Annotated in this window: 15 protein-coding genes; 1 reads left to right on the forward strand and 14 read right to left on the reverse strand. The window is 69.2% G+C overall.

The window, feature by feature from the left end; translation table 11 throughout:
- Window positions 1–5 precede the first annotated feature (5 nt).
- The 14 genes from purF to leuC form a co-directional block, all read right to left on the reverse strand.
- Window positions 6–1,529, reverse strand: a complete 1,524-nt coding sequence (purF, locus tag NFU04_RS08925; protein WP_251309108.1) for an amidophosphoribosyltransferase — start codon at window positions 1,527–1,529, stop codon at window positions 6–8.
- A gap of 81 nt (window positions 1,530–1,610) precedes the next feature.
- Window positions 1,611–2,174 carry a CvpA family protein gene (locus tag NFU04_RS08930; RefSeq protein WP_251309109.1) on the reverse strand — a complete coding sequence of 188 codons (564 nt, stop codon included), beginning with the start codon at window positions 2,172–2,174 and terminating at the stop codon, window positions 1,611–1,613.
- Window positions 2,175–2,280: 106 nt separating this feature from the next.
- A complete protein-coding gene (locus NFU04_RS08935; protein ID WP_251309110.1) occupies window positions 2,281–2,916 on the reverse strand; it encodes an SPOR domain-containing protein in 636 nt (211 codons plus the stop codon).
- A 66-nt stretch (window positions 2,917–2,982) separates the two neighbouring features.
- Window positions 2,983–4,260 carry a bifunctional tetrahydrofolate synthase/dihydrofolate synthase gene (folC, locus tag NFU04_RS08940; RefSeq protein ID WP_251309111.1) on the reverse strand — a complete coding sequence of 426 codons (1,278 nt, stop codon included), beginning with the start codon at window positions 4,258–4,260 and terminating at the stop codon, window positions 2,983–2,985.
- A 3-nt stretch (window positions 4,261–4,263) separates the two neighbouring features.
- Window positions 4,264–5,214: an acetyl-CoA carboxylase, carboxyltransferase subunit beta gene (accD, locus tag NFU04_RS08945; RefSeq protein WP_251309112.1), complete on the reverse strand. Its 951-nt coding sequence runs from the start codon at window positions 5,212–5,214 to the stop codon at window positions 4,264–4,266.
- Between the two features lie 74 nt (window positions 5,215–5,288).
- Window positions 5,289–6,092: a tryptophan synthase subunit alpha gene (trpA, locus tag NFU04_RS08950; RefSeq protein WP_251309113.1), complete on the reverse strand. Its 804-nt coding sequence runs from the start codon at window positions 6,090–6,092 to the stop codon at window positions 5,289–5,291.
- Between the two features lie 10 nt (window positions 6,093–6,102).
- On the reverse strand, window positions 6,103–7,317 hold the full coding sequence (gene trpB, locus NFU04_RS08955; RefSeq protein WP_251309114.1) for a tryptophan synthase subunit beta: 1,215 nt from the start codon (window positions 7,315–7,317) through the stop codon (window positions 6,103–6,105).
- A gap of 10 nt (window positions 7,318–7,327) precedes the next feature.
- On the reverse strand, window positions 7,328–7,972 hold the full coding sequence (locus NFU04_RS08960; protein ID WP_251309115.1) for a phosphoribosylanthranilate isomerase: 645 nt from the start codon (window positions 7,970–7,972) through the stop codon (window positions 7,328–7,330).
- A gap of 4 nt (window positions 7,973–7,976) precedes the next feature.
- A complete protein-coding gene (gene truA, locus NFU04_RS08965; RefSeq protein WP_251309116.1) occupies window positions 7,977–8,900 on the reverse strand; it encodes a tRNA pseudouridine(38-40) synthase TruA in 924 nt (307 codons plus the stop codon).
- A 7-nt stretch (window positions 8,901–8,907) separates the two neighbouring features.
- On the reverse strand, window positions 8,908–11,316 hold the full coding sequence (locus NFU04_RS08970; protein WP_251309117.1) for a FimV/HubP family polar landmark protein: 2,409 nt from the start codon (window positions 11,314–11,316) through the stop codon (window positions 8,908–8,910).
- 161 nt (window positions 11,317–11,477) lie between these two features.
- Window positions 11,478–12,593 carry an aspartate-semialdehyde dehydrogenase gene (asd, locus tag NFU04_RS08975; protein WP_251309118.1) on the reverse strand — a complete coding sequence of 372 codons (1,116 nt, stop codon included), beginning with the start codon at window positions 12,591–12,593 and terminating at the stop codon, window positions 11,478–11,480.
- Window positions 12,594–12,683: 90 nt separating this feature from the next.
- Window positions 12,684–13,763 carry a 3-isopropylmalate dehydrogenase gene (gene leuB, locus NFU04_RS08980; RefSeq protein ID WP_251309119.1) on the reverse strand — a complete coding sequence of 360 codons (1,080 nt, stop codon included), beginning with the start codon at window positions 13,761–13,763 and terminating at the stop codon, window positions 12,684–12,686.
- 36 nt (window positions 13,764–13,799) lie between these two features.
- A complete protein-coding gene (gene leuD, locus NFU04_RS08985; protein WP_251309120.1) occupies window positions 13,800–14,447 on the reverse strand; it encodes a 3-isopropylmalate dehydratase small subunit in 648 nt (215 codons plus the stop codon).
- A 3-nt stretch (window positions 14,448–14,450) separates the two neighbouring features.
- A complete protein-coding gene (leuC, locus tag NFU04_RS08990) occupies window positions 14,451–15,896 on the reverse strand; it encodes a 3-isopropylmalate dehydratase large subunit (protein ID WP_251309121.1) in 1,446 nt (481 codons plus the stop codon).
- Between the two features lie 333 nt (window positions 15,897–16,229).
- Between leuC and NFU04_RS08995 the strand changes: the two genes are divergently transcribed.
- Window positions 16,230–17,123 (forward strand): LysR family transcriptional regulator, encoded by an 894-nt coding sequence (locus NFU04_RS08995; protein ID WP_251309122.1) that lies wholly within the window; start codon window positions 16,230–16,232, stop codon window positions 17,121–17,123.
- The last annotated feature ends 142 nt before the right edge of the window (window positions 17,124–17,265 follow it).

The raw sequence follows: 17,265 nt of genomic DNA on the forward strand, positions 1-17,265 counted from the left end.
CCCCCTTAATCGTCGATATCGTCGTCCTGGTTATGCATCCCCACCAGGGCATGATCGCCGGCGCTCTGCTGCTTGGCGCTGTCGTTGCGCGAGGCCTCCAGGGCCGCCAGGTAGGCGTCGTCGATATCGCCGGTCACGTAGTTGCCGTCGAACACCGAGCAGTCGAACTCCTGCATGGCCGGATTGACCTCGCGGCAGGCGCTCTTCAGGTCCTCGAGGTCCTGATAGAAGATCCGGTCGGCACCGATCAGCTCGCCCACCTCGGCCTCGCTGCGCCCATGGGCGATCAGCTCGTTGGCCGCCGGCATATCGATGCCATAGACATTGGGATAGCGCACGGGCGGCGCGGCGGAGGCGAAGTAGACCTTGTTGGCGCCGGCTTCCCGGGCCATCTGGATGATCTGCTTGCAGGTGGTGCCGCGCACGATGGAGTCATCCACCAGCAAGACGTTCTTGCCGCGGAATTCGATATCGATGGCGTTGAGCTTCTGGCGCACCGACTTCTTGCGCTGGGTCTGCCCCGGCATGATAAAGGTGCGGCCGATATAGCGGTTCTTCATGAAGCCTTCGCGGAAGGTGACCCCCAGGTGCTGAGCCAGCTCCAGGGCCGAGGTGCGCGAGGTATCGGGGATCGGGATCACCACGTCGATATCGTGCTCCGGCCAGTCGCTCAGGATGCGATCGCCCAGCTTGCGGCCCATCTGCATGCGGGTGCCGTACACATAGGCGCCATCGAGGATGGAGTCGGGGCGCGCCAGATAGACGTGCTCGAAGATACAGGGGGCCAGGGTCGGGGCGTCGGCGCACTGCTGGGTGTGAATCTGGCCGGCCATGTCGACGAAGATCGCCTCCCCCGGCGCCAGGTCACGATGCAGCTCGAAGCCGCCCACATCGAGGGCCACCGACTCGGAGGCGATCATCACCTCCTGACGCTCGCCGTCTTCCTGGCGAGCCCCGTAGACCACCGGGCGGATGCCGTGGGGGTCGCGGAAGGCCACCATGCCGACGCCGTTGATGATCGCCACCGCCGCGTAGCCGCCCTTGCAGCGGCGATGCACGCGACGCACCGCGTCGAAGACATCCTCCGGCGACAGGTAGAGGCCCTGCTTGCCCAGCTCGTGGGCGAAGACATTGAGCAGTACCTCGGAGTCGGAACTGGTGTTGATATGGCGCAGGTCGGTGGAAAAGAGCTCCTGCTTGAGCTGGTCGGAGTTGGTCAGGTTGCCGTTATGGGCCAGGGTGATGCCGTAGGGGGAGTTGACGTAGAAGGGCTGCGACTCCGCCTCGCTGGAGGAACCGGCGGTGGGATAGCGCACATGGCCGATGCCCAGGTTGCCCTTGAGGCGCGCCATATGGCGGGTATGGAAGACGTCCCGCACCAGGCCGTTGCTCTTGCGCAGCAGGAAGCGGCCCTCATGCCAGGTCATCATACCGGCGGCATCCTGCCCTCGGTGCTGGAGGACCGTCAGGGCATCATAGAGTCCCTGATTGACTGCCTGATTGGCCATAAGGCCCACGATACCGCACATACCGCCTTACCTCGCTTGCATTGACTCGCTTGCATTGACCCGTCGCGGCCGACGCCGCGGCGGTAAATTCTGCCGCCGCCCTCAGAGGGTCTCGGTCGGCTCCAGCGCCCCGCCGCGCATGTCCGGCAGGGAGAGTTCGCGCCACTGCTCGAGGCGCTCCGGCTCATTGAACTCCCAGGCCTCGAACTGGGTGACCGCCCAGTCGCGCAGGACCTCGAAGGTGGGGCGCAGCTCGGCCTGCTGCCAGGCCTCGAGCTGGGCCAGGGGCGTCAGGGAGATCAGGATGGTCACCAGCACCAGGATGGCGCCCCCCTTGAGGGTGCCGAAGGCCGCCCCCATGAGCCGATTGAAGAAGCCCATGCCGACCCACTCGACGGCGGCATGCAGCAGGCGAATGACGATGCCACTGGCGATCACCACCCCGAGGATCACCAGGATAAAGGCCAGCACCAGGCGACCATCGGCGCTGTCGATCAGCCCGCTCAACAGCCCCGCCACCGGCTCGGCCAGGAAACGCGCCACCAGCAACGCCAGGATCCAGGCCCCCAGGCCCAGGGCCTCGCGCACCAGGCCGCGCATAAAGCCGGTGAGCATGGTCACGGCCAGCACCGCCAGGAAGGCCCAGTCGAGCCAGGTCAGCGCCATGGTGATCCCTCCACTCGAGCCATTCGCCCCCTTCGGTATCGGCGCATCGGCTTACTCCCTTACCCGGATCAGCAGGCCCTGGGAAGCGTAGCATCGGCTCATCATGTCACTCCCTCACTCGGATCAGCAGGCCCTGGATATTGGCCCGATCCTTGAGCTCGCCCCGGGCCCGCTCCCCCGCCTCGGAGCTCTCGAAGGGCCCCACGTAGACGGTGGTCAGGCCATTATCCCGGGGGCGACGATAGGCGCGAAAGCCCTGTTCACTGAGCCGACGCTCCAGGCGCTCGGCATTGGCCGGCTCGCCGAAGCTGCCCGCCTGCACCGCCCAGTCGCCCGCCACCGGACGAGCGTCGCCGCCACCCTGGGCGGCCCGGGCCAGCTCGGCGATGGGATCGGTCGCCGGCTCGCTGGGCTCGGGCTCGGGAGCCGGCGGAGATGCCGGCTCGGCGGGCGCCTGGCGAACCACCTCGGGCTCGGACGCCTCGGGCAACGCCGTCGAGCCGCCCGGTGCATTCGACTCATCGCCGCCGCCCTCGGCCTCGAGCGTCTCTTCGAGGCTTGCCGGCGGCGTCGGCTCCGCCACCGGGGTGCGATCCACCTCGATGGGCTGCTCGATGGTCAGCACCGGCTGCGGGCGCTCCTCCCGGGGGGCGGGCTCATCGAACAGCATGGGCACGAAGATCGCCCCCAGGGCGATCAGGATCACGGCGCCGCTCAGGCGCTCACGCATTCCATACTTCATCGGGACCTCCCCGATCCTGGATCCTTGTGATGGCCCGGCCGACCAGCCCCTCGACCAGGGCGACGATCATGACTGCCAGCCGGCCAGGACGTCGGCCACGGTAAAGAAGGAGCCGCAGACCAGCACCTCATCGGCCTCGTCCAGGCGCGCAGCCAACCAGTCGGCGGCGACCCGCGGCGAGTCGAGCTCGGCGACCACCTCGCCGCCGGCGCCGCGCACCACCTCGGCCAGGGCGGCGGCCCTGCGGGCCCGTTCCCCGTCCAGGGTGGCACACACCCAGCCATCGATCACCGGCGCCAGGGCCGTCACCACCCCCTCGGCATCCTTGTCGCCGAGCATGCCCAGCAGGGCATAGCGCCTGGCCCCCGGGGCCAGGGTGCGCTCGGCGAGGCGCGCCGCCAGATACGCCGCGGCATGGGGATTGTGCCCCACGTCCAGGCACCACTGACCACGCCACTGCATGCGCCCGGCCAGGGTCACCCCGGCCAGCGCCCGACGACAGGCCGCGGCGTCGAGGGTCACTCCCGCCAGCGCCAGGGCCTGGAGCGCCGTGGCGGCGTTGTCCAGGGGCAGGCCCGGGTCGGGCAGCGCCGCCAGATGCAGGGCGTCGCCTTCGGCGTTCAGGCCCTGCCAGGCCCAGCCCTCCGCGGCGGCCTCGCGGCGGTAGTCCTCGCCCAGGGTATGGCGCACCGCCCCCAGCGTATCGGCCACCTCGGCGACGCTGGCCGGCAGGTCGGTGCTGCCCAGCACCGCCGGACGCCCCGCGCGCAGGATACCGGCCTTCTCGCGGCCGATGCCCTCCAGGTCATCGCCCAGGAAGGCGGCGTGGTCCTGGGCCACGGTGGTGACCACCGCCACGTCCGGGTCGATCACGTTGACCGCATCCAGGCGCCCGCCGAGCCCCACCTCGAGGATGGCAAGCGCCGGGCGATGCCGGGCGATGGCCCAGAGCGCCGCCAGGGTGCCCGCCTCGAAATAGGTCAGGCTCACCGCTTCGCCCTCGAGACGCGCCGCCTCCACCGCCGCGAAGCCGGCGATCAGGGTGGCATCGTCGGCCTCCTCGCCATCGAAGCGCAGCCGCTCGTTATAGCGCAGCAGGTGTGGCGAGGTGTAGCTGGCGGTGCTCAGCCCATGGGCGCGCCCCAGGGCCTCCAGCATGGCCACGGTGGAGCCCTTGCCATTGGTGCCGGCGACGGTGATCACCCGCTCGGCGATGGGGCCGGCGTCGAGGCCCAGCCGGCGCGCGACCCGAGCCACCCGCTCCAGGCCCAGGTCGATGCTGACCGGATGCTGACGTTCCAGGCGTTCGAGCCAGGCATCGAGGGTCGAGGGCGTCTCACTCATCGCTTAGCGAGCATCCTTGGCGTCGTCATCGGAGCCCTCGGGATCAGCGGCCAGCGGGGCCTCCTCGACGGCGGGAGCCGCCTCGGCCTGGGCCAGCGACGGCTGGGCGGTCAGCTTGCGCAGCACGCCGCCCAGGCGGGTGCGCATCTCGTTGCGGTGAACGATCATGTCCACCGCGCCATGCTCGAGGAGGAATTCGCTGCGCTGGAAGCCTTCCGGCAGCTTCTCGCGCACCGTCTGTTCGATCACCCGCGGGCCGGCGAAGCCGATCAGCGCATTGGGTTCGGCCACGTTGAGGTCGCCGAGCATCGCCAGCGATGCCGAGACGCCGCCGTAGACCGGGTCGGTGAGCACCGAGATATAGGGCACGCCGGCCTGCTTGAGCCTCTCCAGGGCCGCCGAGGTCTTGGCCATCTGCATCAGCGAGAACAGCGCTTCCTGCATCCGCGCCCCGCCGGAGGCGGAGAAGCAGACCAGCGGGATGCCCGCCTCCAGGGCCACGCTGGCGGCGCGCACGAACTTCTCGCCCACCACGGCGCCCATGGAGCCCCCCATAAAGGTGAACTCGAAGGCCACCGCCACCACCGGCAGGCCATCCAGGCTGCCACGCATGGCCACCAGGGCGTCCTTCTCGCCGGTGCCCTTCTGGGCCGCGGCCAGGCGGTCCTTGTACTTCTTGGAGTCACGGAACTTGAGGCGATCCGTCGGCTCCAGGTCGGCGCTGATCTCCTCGCGGCCCTCCTTGTCGAGGAACCACTGCAGCCGCTTGCGGGCCGTCAGGCGCAGGTGGTGATCACACTTGGGGCAGACGTTGTGATGCTTCTCGAGCTCGGGGAGGTAGAGCACCGCCTCGCACTTGGGGCACTTGCGCCACAGGCCATCGGGAACGCTCGCACGGCGATCCTTGCGCTGAATGCGCCCCATGGACGGCACGATCTTGTCAAGCCAGCTCATAACAGAAGAGTTCCATCATAGGCGGCCCGGCAATCGCCGGGCCTGCAGTGAGTCAATACGAGTGCCGCGGCGACTCAGGCATCCAGGGCCTGACGCATCTCGCCGAGCACCGTCTTCAATACCGGGGCGATGCCCTCCGGGGCCTCGGCCCCTTCGGCGATCCGGTTGACCAGGGCGCTGCCGACGATCACGCCGTCGGAGACCCCACCCACCGCGGCCGCCGAGGCGCCATCGCGGATGCCGAAGCCGACGCACAGCGGCAGCTCGGTCAGGCCACGCAAGGGCGCCAGGTGGCTGGCCACGTCGCCGGCATCCACATTGGCCGACCCCGTCACCCCCTTGAGGGAGACATAGTAGAGATAGCCCTCGCCATGGGCGCATATTGTAGCGGCCCGAGCCGCGGAGGTGGTAGGGGCCACCAGGAAGATCATCGCCAGGCCGCGAGCCTTGAGAATCGGCCCCAGTTCATCGGCCTCTTCCGGCGGCATGTCGACGATCAGCACGCCGTCGACGCCGGCCTCCGCCGCGGCATCGGCGAAGGCCTGGTAGCCCAGGCGCTCGATGGGGTTGAGATACCCCATCAGCACCACCGGCGTGGTGGCGTCCTGGCGACGGAACTCGCCGACCATCTCGAACAGGTGGCTCAGCCGCACGCCCTTGGCCAGGGCACGCTCGCAGGCCTTCTGGATCACCGGGCCATCGGCCATGGGGTCGGAGAAAGGCACGCCGAGCTCGATGACGTCGGCCCCCGCCTCCACCAGGGCATGCATGAAGCCCACGGTGTGCTCGGGCCCCGGATCCCCGGCGGTCAGGTAGGGAATCAGGGCCTTGCGGCCCTGCGCCTTGAGGTCGGCGAAACGTTGATCGATACGATTCATCGGGACGTCCTTAGAGTACGATGCCGTCGAGCTTGGCGACGGTCATGATGTCCTTGTCACCGCGGCCGGAGAGGTTGACCACGATATGCTGATCGGGGCGCATCGTCGGCGCCAGCGCCTTGGCATGGGCCAGGGCATGGGCGGATTCCAGCGCGGGCATGATGCCCTCGACCCGGGTCAGCTCGCGGAACGCCTCGAGCACGGCGTCGTCGTTGGCGGTCACGTACTCGACCCGACCCACGTCCTTCCACAGGGCGTGCTCGGGGCCGACCCCCGGGTAGTCCAGGCCGGCGGAGATGGAGTGGGTGTCGCTGACCTGCCCCGCCTCGTCGGACATCAGGTAGGTGCGGTTGCCATGCAGCACGCCGCGGGGCGCATTGGAGGCCAGGGGTGCGGCGTGGCGACCGGTCTCGATGCCGTCGCCCCCCGCCTCGACCCCGTACATCTTCACCTCGTCGTCCTCGACGAAGGGGTAGAAGAGGCCCATGGCGTTGGAGCCGCCGCCGACGCAGGCCACCAGGGCATCCGGCAGGCGGCCGATCTGCTCCTGGGACTGGCGGCGCGCCTCGCGACCCACCACGGCGTTGAAGTCGCGCACCAGCATCGGATAGGGGTGCGGGCCGGCCACGGTGCCGATGATATAGAAGGTGTTGTCGACGTTGGTGACCCAGTCGCGCAGCGCCTCGTTCATGGCGTCCTTGAGGGTGCGGGTGCCGGACTCCACCGGAATCACCCTGGCCCCCAACAGCTGCATGCGATAGACGTTGAGCTTCTGGCGCTCGACGTCCTCGGCGCCCATATAGACCTCGCATTCGAGGCCCAGGCGCGCCGCCACCGTGGCGGTGGCCACGCCGTGCTGGCCGGCGCCGGTCTCGGCGATGACCCGCGGCTTGCCGCTCTTCTTGGCCAGCAGGGCCTGGCCGATGGTGTTGTTCACCTTGTGAGCGCCGGTGTGATTGAGGTCTTCCCGCTTGAGCCAGATCTGCGCGCCACCCAGTTCCCGTGACCATCGCTCGGCGTGATAGAGCGGCGAGGGACGGCCCACGTAATGGGCCAGGTCACGGTCGAATTCGGCCTGGAAGTCGGGGTCGTCGCGAAGGCTCGCGTAGATGCTCTCCAACTCCTCCAGGGCGAAGCTCAACGTTTCCGATACGAACCGGCCGCCATAGGGGCCGTAATGGCCGCGGGCATCGGGCAGTCGGGTCAGGTCGCTGAACTTGGTCACGAAAGACACCTCACAGGGTCGCTTGGGCTTGGATGGGATGGCTCAGGAGTACCTGGCGCAGGAAGGCTGCGATCTTGGCGGGGTCCTTGACCCCGGGGGCGCGCTCCACCCCGCCGGAGACATCGACGGCGAAGGGCTGCACCGCGGCGATCGCCTGGCCGACATTGTCGGCGCTCAAGCCTCCCGCGAGAATAACAGGTTTTGCCAGGCTTGCGGGGATCCGCGACCAGTCGAAGGTCTCCCCGGTGCCCCCCGGCACGCCGGGCTTGTAGGCGTCCAGCAGCAGGGCCCGGGCGCCGGCGTAATCCGCCGCGGCGGCGTGCAGATCGAGGCCCTCGCGCATGCGCAGCGCCTTGATCCAGGGCCGCGGTAGGCTCGCGCAGAACTCGGGCGATTCCTGGCCGTGGAGCTGCAGCAGGTCCAGATGCTCGGCGCAGCGGCCGATCAGCGCGGGCTCCTGGTCGACGAAGAGCCCCACCCGGGTGACGAAGGCCGGCACCCGGGCGCTCAGGGCGGCCAGGCGCTCGAGGTCGATGCCGCGCTTGCTGCCCGGCCACATCACGAAGCCCAGGGCATCGGCGCCGGCGGCCACGGCGGCGTCGACGTCCGCCTCGCGGGTCAGCCCGCAGATCTTGACCCGGGTACGTTGCAGCATGGGCTTACTCCTCGCTGGCGATGAGGGAGACGAGCGGACGGCCGCGGCGGTACTCGACCATGGGGCAGTCCGGCAGGGGACGCTCGCCGGTCCACTCGCCCAGGAAGGCCAGCAGATTGGGCCCCAGCGGCTCGGCGGGCAGTCCATAGGCCTCGTCATAGAGGGAGTCGACGAAGTGCAGGCCACAGGCCGGGGCGGTCACGGCGCCCTGGGCGCGATCCTTCAGGGTCAGCAACTCGGCCAGGTAGGTCTCGGCCTGTTCGCCGCGACCCACCGCCACCAGGGCGCCGGCGATATTGCGAATCATATGGTGCAGGAAGGCGTTGCCCTGGACGTCGATCACCACCAGGGGGCCATGGCGATGCACCTCGATAAAGTGCAGGTGCCGCCAGGGGCTCTTCGACTGGCAGCCGGCAGCGCGAAAACTCGAGAAGTCATGCTCGCCCACCAGCACCTGGGCGGCGCGGTGCATCGCCTCGGCATCCAGGGGGTCGCGACACCAGGTGACATTGGCACGCTCCAGCACCGGACGGCTGGGCTGATTGAGGATCACGTAGCGGTAGCGCCGCGCCAGGGCCTTGAAGCGGGCATGGAAGTCGTCGGGGACCGGATGCACCCAGCGCACGGCGATATCCCGCGGCAGGTTGGCATTGGCGCCGAACACCCAGGCCTTCTGGGAACGGGCCGCCGGCGGGTCGAAATGCACCACCTGGCGAGTGGCATGCACCCCGCTGTCGGTGCGGCCGCTGCACAGCACCTTGACCGGGGCCGCGGCGACCCTGGACAGGGCGTCCTCCAGGGAGGCCTGCACCGAGGCGGCATGCTTGAGGCGCTGCCAGCCGCAGTAGGTGCTGCCATCGTATTCCACGCCCAGGGCCAGGCGTCCGGTCAGGGGGCGGGTCTCGTCTAGGGGCTCGAACAGGGGCATCGGCTCATCAGAGGTTGTGCTGGGCGATCAGGGCCCGCGCCTGCTCCCGTCGTTGGTCATCGCCGTCGGCCACGACGCGGGCCAGCAGCTCGGCGGCCCGTTCGCGCTCGCCCGTCTCGAGCAAGGCCTGGGCCTCGGCCAGGAGCCGCTGCGCTGCCGGGGCAGCGGCGGAGGCCTTATTATCCAGATCCGAGGCCGGTAAGGCCAGCTCCTCCACCTCCCAATCGTGGGGAATCTCGCCGTTGGGCGGCTCGTCGCCGGGCGTATACTCCACCTCGGGCTGCCGGGGGGTCTCGCCCCGCGGCTCGACGGGGTCGATCCGCGGCGGGCGATAGTCGATGATGCGTTCCGGCGACTCGCTCCGGGGCGCCTCGGCCTCCGCGGCGTCCGGCTCGCCTTGGTGCTCCCGGGGAGGCTCGATGCGCCGTCCCAACGACTCGTCCTGAGCCGCCTCCCCCTCGGGTTCGACGGAGTCGCCTTCCCGTTCGCCCCCTTGCGTGGCGATACGCGCCTGCAGCCGGGCTAGCTCGGGGGCCAGGGCGGGGTCGCCGTGGGCCTCGAGCAGCTCGCCTTCGCGGCGCGCCGCCGCCCAGTCATGCTGCTCCACCAGCACCGTCATCAGCTTCAAGCGCAGGTCGTCGCGGTCGGGCTCTCGGGCCAGGCCCGCCTCGAGCAGCTCCCGAGCCTGGTCATAGCGACCATAGGCGATAAAGATATCCGCCTCGCTGATCGCCTGGGCTTCGGGAATGGCGCGAGGCTCGGGCTGGGCCGAGCCGGGCACGGGCCGCGCCGGATCGCGCTCCGGCACCGGGCTCGCCGCATAGCGCTCGGCGAAGCTCTGCCCCTCGTCCTCCTCGCGACGCCGGCGCAGCAGCGCCCAGAGCGCCAGCAGCAGCGCCAGGGCGGCGCCGCCCAGGGCCAGGACATGATTCCGGGCCCCGGCCCAGAGCGCGCCCCACCAGGGAGGGTTCTGTGCCGGCGCGCCCTCATCAGGCGTCGCGCTATCGGGGGGCACGACGCCGCCGAGGCCGGCCCCATCGGCCCCGCTGTCGGCGGCCAGGGCCGCCAGCTGATCGCGCAGGGCGGCCATCTCGTCGCGCAGGGCGGTGATCTCGCCACGCAGCGCATCCCGCTCCTCGCGTAGCTCGGCCAAGGCCACCGCGGCACGGGGCTCGCCCTCCCCCGCCGCGGATGACGGGGTCCGCCGCGGCTCGCCACTCTCCGCTGGGGCAAGCGCGCCCTCCTCGACCAGGCCCTCCTCTTCGGCCAGCCCATCCGCCGCGGCCAGGGCCGATGCCTTGGCGTCCTCGGCGACGGACTCTCCGAAGGCCGGCTCGCCGGCGCCCTCCTGGTCGGCCTGGCCCGCCGACTGCTCCGCGGCCAGCTCGGCATCGCTCAGCAGCACCAGGCGCGGCGCGGCCTGATCGTCGCCGGCGCTTGGCGCCACGGCCTCGCCCTCCGCCTCCGGCGCGGCGGGCGCTGTCGACTCGGCGGAGGCCGCCGGCGTCTCGTCAGCCGCCGCCTCGGGGGCGGGTTCGGCCTCGGCTTGCGCCTCGCCCTCATCACTCTCGGGAGGCGCCGCCTCCCGAGGGGCCGCCGCCTCGTCCAGCGCGGGCATGGCCACCGGCGCCGGCGCCCCGCCGCCGCGATTGGCCCAGGCCCGATGATGGGCCTGCACCAGCCGCTCCGCCTCGGCCGGAGAGATCGCCACCAGGGCCTCGCGGCTCGGCACGCTCAGGGTGAAGCCGGCGCGCATCTGGTTGATATTGCCGTTGGGGAAGACCTCGGGGTTGGCCGCCACCAGGGCCAGCATCATCTGCTGCATACCGACGTCGCGATCCGGACGCAGTCGGCCGGCCACCGCCCAGAGGGTGTCCCCGGAGCGCACGAAGGCTGGATCGCCCTGGGCCTGCACCGCCGGAGAAGGAGCGACCGGCGTGGCAGCAGGCGCAGGCGCCACGGCGGGCGCCGAGGACGCGGGCGTGACCGGCACCCGGGGCGCGGCGGGCTCGATCAGGGGACGATAGTCCGGGGGATCCAGCAAGAGGGTGATCTGGCGCAGTTGCTGACCGCCCGGCCATGTCAGGTCGATCAGCAGGTCCAGGTAGGGCTCATTGATCGGCCGTCGCGAGTCGAGCACCAAGACCAGGCGTTCACCGCGGCGCTCGACCCGGAAGTCGAGATCCCCGAGCGGCTCGACGCGGGGCAGGCCGGCCCGGGCATAGGTCTGGGCGTCGGCGAGGCGCGCCTGGAAGCCCGCCGGGTCGAGCCCCCGGGTGTCGTAGAGGGGAATGGTGGCCTCCAGCGGCGCCCCCAGAGGGGAGTGCACTTCCAGGGCCCCGACCCCCAGGGCCAGGGCCTGGGGAGTGGCCAGGGAGAGACCGAGCAGCACGACACCCGTTAGCTTGCGTTTCATGGCGGCCCACCTATGGCTGAAGCGTCACTGCCTGTCAGTGTAACACCTCTGATACAGGCCTCCTTGGCGCCCTCCCGCTGCGTTTCAACGCCTACTGTACAAGGGAGCCATAATGCAAAACGCCTCCCGAAGGAGGCGTTTTCGACGCTGCCAGGCGACGCTTAGCGCTGTTCGCGCAGGATCTTGAGCATCCGCTTGAGGGGCTCGGCGGCGCCCCACAGCAGCTGGTCGCCGACGCTGAAGGCGGACAGGTACTCACCGCCCATGGCCAGCTTGCGCAGGCGCCCCACCGGGACGGTGAGGGTGCCGGTGGCCGCCGCCGGGGTCAGGTCGGCGATGGTCGTCTCCTTGTCGTTGGGCACCACCTTGACCCAGTCGTTGTGCTTGGCGATGCGCTCCTCGATCTCGTCCAGGGGCACATCCTGCTTCAGCTTGATGGTGAAGGCCTGGCTATGGGAGCGCATGGCGCCGATGCGCACGCAGAGGCCGTCGATGGGAATCGGGTTGTTGTCGAGGCCGAGGATCTTGTTGGTCTCGACGCTGCCCTTCCACTCTTCGCGACTCTGGCCGTTGTCGAGCTTGGAGTCGATCCACGGCAAGAGGCTGCCGGCCAGGGGCGCGGTGAAGTTCTCGGTGGGGAAGTCGCCGCCGCGCATGGCCGCGGTGACCTTGCGGTCGATATCCAGGATGGCGCTGGCCGGATCGCTCAGCTCGGAGGCCACGCTGTCGCGCAGGCCGCCCATCTGGTTGAGCAGCTCGCGCATATGCTTGGCGCCGGAGCCGGAGGCGGCCTGGTAGGTCATGGAGGTCATCCACTCGACCATATCGGCCTCGAAGAGCCCGCCCAGGCCCATCAGCATCAGCGACACGGTGCAGTTGCCGCCGACGAAGGTCTTGGCGCCACGGGCCAGCTGGGCATCGATCACATGGCGGTTGACCGGATCGAGGACGATGGTCGCCTCGTCGGCCATGCGCAGGGTGCTGGCGGCATCGATCCAGTAGCCCTTCCAGCCGGCCTGACGCAGGTCCTGATAGACCGCCTGGGTGTAGTCGCCACCCTGACAGGTGATGACCACGTCCAGGGCCTTGAGGGCCTCCTGGTCGAAGGCATCCTTGAGGGGGGGCACTTCCACGCCGACGTCCGGCCCCGGCTGCCCGACCTGGGAGGTGGTGAAGAAGATCGGCTCGATGCCCTTGAAGTCTCCGTCTTCCACCATGCGCTGCATCAGCACGGAACCGACCATGCCACGCCAACCGACAAAACCGACTTTCAACATGTGAATGTCCTCCTGAAAATAAGTGTGCCTCCCCGCTCGGAGGAGGTAGCGCCCGCGGGTGCCACGGGCGCGGAAATACCGAGGGCGCGTTTAGAGCGCCTCGAAGGCGGCCAGTACGGCGTCGCCCATCTCGGTGGTGGAAACCTGGCGGGTGCCCGGGTAGGCGATATCGGCGGTACGCAGGCCCTGGTCGAGCACCTGGCCCACGGCGGTCTCGATCCGCTCGGCCAGGGCGGTCTCCCCCAGAGAGTAGCGCAGCATCATCGCCACCGAGAGGATGGTGGCCAGCGGATTGGCGATATTCTGACCGGCGATATCCGGGGCACTGCCGTGGCAGGGCTCGTACATGCCCTGGCCGCTCTCGTTGAGGGACGCCGAGGGCAGCATGCCGATGGAGCCGGTGAGCATGGCGGCGGCATCCGAGAGGATATCGCCGAACATGTTGCCGGTGACGATGACGTCGAACTGCTTGGGCGCACGCACCAGCTGCATGGCGGCGTTATCCACGTACATGTGCGAGAGTTCCACGTCCGGGTACTCCGGCGCCAGGCGCTCCATGACCTCGCGCCACAAGATGGTCACCTCCAGCACGTTGGCCTTGTCGACGCTGCACAGTTTCTTGCCGCGCTTCTGGGCCATCTCGAAGGCCAGGCGACCGATGCGCTCGATCTCCGACTCCGAGTAGACATAGGTGTTGAAGCCGACCCGCTCGCCGTCGCGTTCCTCGATGCCCCGGGGCTGGCCGAAGTAGATGCCGCCGGTGAGCTCGCGGACGATCAGGATATCCAGGCCGGAGACCACCTCGGGCTTGAGGGTCGAGGCCTCGGCCAGCTGCGGGTAGAGCAGCGCCGGGCGCAGGTTGCCGAACAGCCCCAGGTTCTTGCGCAGGCCCAGCAGACCCTTCTCGGGACGCTTGGCGAGGTCCTCCAGGGTGTCCCACTGGGGACCGCCCACGGCGCCCAGCAGGATGGCGTCGGCGGCCTTGGCCTTGTCGAGGGTCGCGGCGGGCAGCGGCTCGCCGTGGGCGTCATAGCCGGCGCCCCCCACCAGGCCCTCCTCCAGGGTCACGTCCAGGCCCTTGGCCTGGCAGGCCTTAAGGACCTTGACCGCCTCGCGGGTGATTTCCGGACCGATGCCGTCGCCCGGCAGAACGAGAATCTTGCGGCTCATCAGGTGTCTCTTCCCTTGAATCGATGAATACGGGGCTCAGCCGGCCTGGCGAAACAGCCAGGGGCGGGCGGCGCGATGCTTCTGCTCGAAGGCGCGGATGGCGTCCTCGTCCTGCAGGGTGATGCCGATATCATCGAGCCCCTCGAGCAGGCAGTGCTTGCGGAAGGCATCCACCGCGAACTCGAGGATCTCGCCGCCCGGCGTGGTGATGCGCTGCTGCTCCAGGTCCACGTCGAGGCGATAGCCCTCGCTGGTTTCCACTTCCTCGAACAGCTGGTCGACGGCCTCCTCCTCCAGGGTGATCAGCAGGATGCCGTTCTTGAAGGCGTTGTTGTAGAAGATATCGGCGAAGCTCGGCGCGATCACCACCCGGAAGCCGAAGTCGGCCAGGGCCCAGGGGGCGTGCTCCCGGGAACTGCCGCAGCCGAAGTTGCGCCGCGCCAGCAGCACGCTGGCGCCCTGGTAACGCGCCTGGTTGAGCACGAAATCGGGGTTGAGGGGACGCTGCGAGCAATCCTGGCCCGGCTGGCCTTCGTCCAGGTAGCGCAGTTCGTCGAAGAGGTTGACGCCGAAGCCGCTGCGCTGAATCGACTTGAGGAACTGCTTGGGGATGATCAGATCGGTGTCCACGTTGGCCCGATCGAGGGGCGCCACCAGCCCCTGCTGACGTTCGAATTTCTGCATGACTCAGGCCTCCTGGGCGGCGCGGTTCGATTCGAGGGCGCGCACATCGACGAAATGACCGGCGATGGCGGCGGCGGCGGCCATCGCCGGGCTCACCAGGTGGGTGCGCCCGCCGTAGCCCTGGCGCCCCTCGAAGTTGCGGTTCGAGGTGGAGGCGCAGTGCTCGCCGGCGCCCAGCTTGTCGGCGTTCATGGCCAGGCACATGGAGCAACCCGGCTCGCGCCACTCGAAGCCCGCCTCGACGAAGATCTTGTCGAGCCCTTCGGCCTCGGCCTGGCGCTTCACCAGGCCGGAGCCCGGCACCACCATGGCCAGCTGGACGGAGTCGGCGACCTTCTTGCCCTTGGCCACCTTGGCCGCCTCGCGCAGGTCCTCGATGCGCGAGTTGGTGCAGGAGCCGATAAACACCTTGTCGAGCTTGATATCGGTGATCTTCTGCTTGGCGGCCAGACCCATGTACTCCAGGGCGCGCTGGTAGCCGCTCTTCAGGGTGGCATCCGCCTGGGCCTCGGGGTCGGGCACCTCGCCGGAGACCCCGGTGACCATCTCCGGGCTGGTGCCCCAGGTCACCTGGGGCTCGATGGCGGCGGCATCCAGCTCCACCACCTTGTCGAAGGCCGCATCCTCGTCGGAGACCAGGCCGCGCCAGTCGGCCACGGCGGCCTCCCACTGGGCGGCGCTGGGCGCGTAGGGGCGATCCTTGAGGTAGTCGATGGTGGTGTCGTCCACCGCGATCAGGCCGACCCGAGCGCCGGCCTCGATGGCCATGTTGCAGACCGTCATGCGACCTTCCATGGAGAGGCCGCGGATGGCGCTGCCGGCGAACTCGATGGCGTAGCCGGTGCCGCCGGCGGTGCCGATCTCGCCGATCACCGCCAGCACGATGTCCTTGGCGGTGACGCCGAGGCCCAGCTCGCCCTCGACCCGCACCAGCATGTTCTTCATCTTCTGGGCCAGCAGGCACTGGGTGGCCAGCACGTGCTCTACCTCGGAGGTACCGATGCCATGGGCCAGGGCCGCGAAGGCGCCATGGGTGGCGGTGTGGGAGTCGCCGCACACCACGGTCATGCCCGGCAGGGTGGCGCCCTGCTCCGGGCCCACCACATGGACGATGCCCTGACGGGCGTCGTTGATCTTGAACTCCTCGATGCCGAAGGCCTCGCAGTTGTCGTCCAGGGTCTGCACCTGGATCAGCGACACCGGGTCCTGGATGCCGGCATTGCCCCGGGCCCGCTCCACCACGGTGGTGGGCACGTTATGGTCCGGGGTGGCCAGGTTGGCGTCCAGGCGCCAGGGCTTACGGCCCGCCAGGCGCAGGCCCTCGAAGGCCTGGGGCGAGGTCACCTCGTGGAGCAGGTGGCGGTCGATATAGATCAGGGCGGTACCGTCGTCACGTTCCTTTACCAGGTGCTGTGACCACAGCTTGTCGTAGAGCGTCTGGCCTGCCATGGGGGTCTCCTCCAGGGGCGGGCTCGTTGCCCGCGCTTCTCTGATGGCTCGAGACTAGGGGGCGCCATCCATAAAATCAATTCATGTTTTTTATCCTTTGAATTCCAACATGGAATATAATGGGTACAGAACATCTCAAGGCTATCGCAGGCGGCACACTTTCCGCTGGCGACCCGGGGCTACCCTGGGGACAGGCCATCGCGGGGCGCTGTGAACCCCTCCCTGGGCGCTACTTTTGCCATCCCTGGCAAAAAACCCCCGCTCCGCCCTGTCCCCAGCGCCCCTCGCCATACCAACCTCGGTAGCCCTGTTCACACCGTTCGGAGCCTTGCAATGGATACCCAGAGCCTTCAGGCCTTTCTCGCCGTGGCCGATCACGGCTCCTTCTCCCTGGCCGGCGAACACCTGCACCTCACCCAGCCGGCGGTCAGCAAGCGCATCGCCGGCCTCGAGGACCAGGTCGGCGCGCGCCTCTTCGACCGCATCGGCCGGCGGGTCAGCCTCACCGAGGCGGGACGGCTGCTGCTACCCCGGGCCCGCCAGATCCTGGTGATGGTGGACGACAGCCGCCGCGCCATCGGCAACCTCAGCGGCGACGTGGGCGGCAGCCTGACCATGGCCACCAGCCACCATATCGGCCTGCACCGCCTGCCGCCGATCCTCAAGGCCTATACCCAGGCCCATCCCGAGGTGCGCCTGGACATGCGCTTCCTCGACTCGGAGCAGGCCTACCAGGACGTGCTCGACGGCGAACTGGAGCTGGCGGTGGTGACCCTGGCGCCCTCCCCCGCCCCCGACCTCACCGTGGTACCGGTGTGGGTCGATCAACTGCGCTTCGTCTGTGGCCGCGACCACCCCCTGGCCGGCCGCCAACGCCTGGCACTGCCGGCCCTCTCCACCTTCGATGCGGTGCTGCCGGGGCACCTGACCTTTACCCGCGGCATCGTCGTCGACACCTTCGCCCGGGAGGGGCTCAAGGTGCAGGTGGCGCTCTCCACCAACTACCTGGAGACCCTCAAGATGATGGTCGCCATCGGCCTGGGCTGGAGCGTGCTGCCGGAGAGCCTGATCGACGACGAGATCGAGGTACTGCCCATCGACCACCGGCCCATCCAGCGCCCCCTGGGCTACCTGATGCACAAGAGCCGCACCCTCTCCAACGCCGCCCGCTCCATGCTGGCGATGCTGGAAGCGGCGCGCAGCCCCGAGGCCAGGCGCTGGCAATAGGCCGCTAGGATGCTAATCTTTGCGCCGACGCCCGCCTCGCCGCCGGCGGGCCGTCCCGAGCCAGTCGTTGCCTGCCCGGCCAACCCCCCCCTGACCAAGAGAGCCTCCGTGTCCCAACCGGCTACACCGCCCCCGCTCCACC

It is taken from the genome of Halomonas sp. NCCP-2165, assembly GCF_023708045.1.
GTDB classification, from domain to species: domain Bacteria; phylum Pseudomonadota; class Gammaproteobacteria; order Pseudomonadales; family Halomonadaceae; genus Bisbaumannia; species Bisbaumannia pacifica.

Bases quoted from the DNA above. Each gene is read 5' to 3' on its own strand.
- folC (WP_251309111.1), bottom strand. From the start codon at position 4,260: ATGAGTGAGACGCCCTCGACCCTCGATGCCTGGCTCGAACGCCTGGAA.
- NFU04_RS08960 (WP_251309115.1), bottom strand. From the start codon at position 7,972: ATGCTGCAACGTACCCGGGTCAAGATCTGCGGGCTGACCCGCGAGGCG.
- asd (WP_251309118.1), bottom strand. From the start codon at position 12,593: ATGTTGAAAGTCGGTTTTGTCGGTTGGCGTGGCATGGTCGGTTCCGTG.
- NFU04_RS08935 (WP_251309110.1), bottom strand. From the start codon at position 2,916: ATGAAGTATGGAATGCGTGAGCGCCTGAGCGGCGCCGTGATCCTGATC.
- leuB (WP_251309119.1), bottom strand. From the start codon at position 13,763: ATGAGCCGCAAGATTCTCGTTCTGCCGGGCGACGGCATCGGTCCGGAA.
- NFU04_RS08995 (WP_251309122.1), top strand. From the start codon at position 16,230: ATGGATACCCAGAGCCTTCAGGCCTTTCTCGCCGTGGCCGATCACGGC.
- NFU04_RS08970 (WP_251309117.1), bottom strand. From the start codon at position 11,316: ATGAAACGCAAGCTAACGGGTGTCGTGCTGCTCGGTCTCTCCCTGGCC.
- NFU04_RS08930 (WP_251309109.1), bottom strand. From the start codon at position 2,174: ATGGCGCTGACCTGGCTCGACTGGGCCTTCCTGGCGGTGCTGGCCGTG.
- leuC (WP_251309121.1), bottom strand. From the start codon at position 15,896: ATGGCAGGCCAGACGCTCTACGACAAGCTGTGGTCACAGCACCTGGTA.
- accD (WP_251309112.1), bottom strand. From the start codon at position 5,214: ATGAGCTGGCTTGACAAGATCGTGCCGTCCATGGGGCGCATTCAGCGC.
- leuD (WP_251309120.1), bottom strand. From the start codon at position 14,447: ATGCAGAAATTCGAACGTCAGCAGGGGCTGGTGGCGCCCCTCGATCGG.
- trpA (WP_251309113.1), bottom strand. From the start codon at position 6,092: ATGAATCGTATCGATCAACGTTTCGCCGACCTCAAGGCGCAGGGCCGC.
- purF (WP_251309108.1), bottom strand. From the start codon at position 1,529: ATGTGCGGTATCGTGGGCCTTATGGCCAATCAGGCAGTCAATCAGGGA.
- truA (WP_251309116.1), bottom strand. From the start codon at position 8,900: ATGCCCCTGTTCGAGCCCCTAGACGAGACCCGCCCCCTGACCGGACGC.